General features: G+C 61.1%; 1 protein-coding gene and 1 pseudogene. Both read left to right on the top strand.

Annotation, left to right across the window (positions count from 1 at the left end; all coding sequences use genetic code 11):
- Nucleotides 1–1,045: AAA family ATPase (locus V6C07_RS03055; RefSeq protein WP_333534908.1), on the top strand; the 1,045-nt coding region annotated here is incomplete at its 5' end.
- Between the two features lie 162 nt (nt 1,046–1,207).
- Nucleotides 1,208–1,369 (top strand): annotated as a pseudogene (locus V6C07_RS03050) (leucyl/phenylalanyl-tRNA--protein transferase); the annotation flags it as partial.

Below are 1,369 nucleotides of genomic sequence, written 5' to 3'. Positions count from 1 at the left end.
CATTCTGCGCGCCCGCGCCGGGCTCGGGCAGGAGCAGCGCCCGGCCGGAGCGTTTTTGTTCTATGGTCCCACGGGCGTAGGCAAAACTGAGGTAGCCCGCAGTCTGGCAAAGCTCATGGGCGTGGAGTTCCTGCGCTATGACATGAGCGAATATATGGAAAAGCATGCCGTGTCGCGTCTTATCGGCGCGCCTCCCGGCTATGTGGGATTTGATCAGGGCGGCCTGCTTACCGAGGCCGTGCGCAAGGCCCCGTATTCCGTGGTGCTGCTGGACGAAGTGGAAAAAGCCCACCCCGATATCTTCAATGTGCTGCTTCAGGTCATGGATTATGCCACGTTGACTGACAACACGGGCCGCAAGACGGATTTTTCGCACGTTATCCTGATCATGACCTCCAATGCCGGAGCTTTTGACATGTCCCGCCCGGCCATGGGTTTTGGCGGCGCCACACGGCAGGATGCGGCCCACAAGGGACTCAAGGCCGTGGAAAATACCTTCAGCCCCGAATTCCGCAACAGGCTTGATGCTCTCGTGCCGTTTGGCAGCCTGACCGAGGACATGATGCTGCGCATTGTGGACAAGTTTATGGCCGAGATTGTGGAAAGCCTTGAGCAGCGTCATGTGAGCCTCGAGCTTGGGCAGAAGGCCCGGCAATGGCTGGCCCGCAAGGGCTTTGATCCCGTCATGGGCGCGCGCCCTCTGCGTCGTCTGCTGCGTACCGAACTGGAAGACAGGCTGGCGCACGAACTGCTGTTCGGCTCTTTGGCCAAGGGGGGCAGCGCACGGCTTGACCTTGTGGACGACGCCCTTGTGCTGGAATCCGTCGGGGCAAAACCCGCGCGTTCTGCCGCGGCTGCCAGAAAGAAGCCGGTGAAGGCCAAAACAGAAACAGCCGATCCGGCAGACACAAAGAAGGTTAAGGCCGATAGCAAGAAAAAAACCTCCGGCAAAGGCAAGACGGCAGGCGTTGCGGCGCGGGGTTCAGCCACCGGAGCTGGGGCTGCCAAGGGCAAAGGCGTGAAGAAATCCGGCAAGGCGGACTAGGGGCAGTTTACAGTGCCGACGGGGCGGTGAAAGACCGCCCCGTCGGCACTCCCTTCCCTGGACGTTTCACCGCCTTGCCAGCCGTAAAAAAGCGGCGCTATGCTGTTTATCAAGCGTGGACCTGGCCGTCACGAGGGGACCCCATTGAGGATTTATACAGCCATGGCCGCCCAGTTTCCGCCATTGGAATCCGCGCGCAAGGACGGTCTGCTCTGTTTTGGCGGCGACCTGCACGCCGAGCGGCTTCTGGCGGCCTACAGCCGGGGGATTTTTCCCTGGTATGAGGCTGGCCTGCCCATACTCTGGTGGTCGCCCGATCCGCGT

Source organism: Desulfovibrio sp. 1214_IL3152 (assembly GCF_036763055.1).
GTDB lineage: Bacteria > Desulfobacterota > Desulfovibrionia > Desulfovibrionales > Desulfovibrionaceae > Desulfovibrio.
Note: the sequence above shows the minus strand (reverse complement) of the source record. Positions and strands in the feature narration are given on the sequence as shown.